General features: G+C 60.5%; 1 protein-coding gene. It reads left to right on the top strand.

Annotated elements, in window-relative coordinates:
* On the top strand, positions 1-661 hold a 661-nt coding region (locus EOA24_RS40100), incomplete at both ends, for a KUP/HAK/KT family potassium transporter (protein ID WP_189354693.1).

The following is a 661-nucleotide window of genomic DNA, read 5'->3' as shown; positions in this document are numbered from 1 at the left end:
GGCAACCGTGATCGCCAGCCAGGCGGTGATTTCCGGCGCCTTTTCGCTGACCAGGCAGGCGGTGCAGCTCAACATGCTGCCGCGGCTCGAAATCCTGCACACGTCGGAAAAACAGTCGGGCCAAATCTACCTGCCGCGCGTCAACCTGCTGCTGGCGCTGGTGGTGATGCTGCTGGTGGTCGGCTTCGGTGAATCGAGCAGACTGGCCTCGGCCTACGGTATTTCGGTGACCGGCAACATGCTGGTGACGAATATACTGCTTTTTGTTGTGATGACGCGCATCTGGAAGTGGCCGCTCGGCGTCGCGGTCGCCTTGATGGCGGTGTTCGCCTTCGTCGATACCGGCTTCTTTGCGGCCAACATAGTCAAGGTGTTTGAAGGGGGCTGGTCCTCGCTTGCCATTGCCGCAGTTATTGTGCTCACCATGTGGACCTGGATCCGCGGCACCCGCTATTTGTTCGAAAAGACGCGCCGGAACGAGATCCCGCTGGATTTCCTTGCCGGCAACCTGCTGAAGAAGAAGCCGCATCTGGTGTCGGGCACCGCGGTGTTCCTGACCAGCGATCCACTGAGCGCGCCGACCGCGCTGATGCACAGCCTCAAGCACTACAAGGTGCTGCACGAGCAGAATGTCATCCTTTCGGTGGTGACGGCACCGCAG

The organism is Mesorhizobium sp. M2A.F.Ca.ET.039.01.1.1 (assembly GCF_003998035.1).
Classification (GTDB): domain Bacteria; phylum Pseudomonadota; class Alphaproteobacteria; order Rhizobiales; family Rhizobiaceae; genus Mesorhizobium.
Note: the sequence above shows the minus strand (reverse complement) of the source record. Positions and strands in the feature narration are given on the sequence as shown.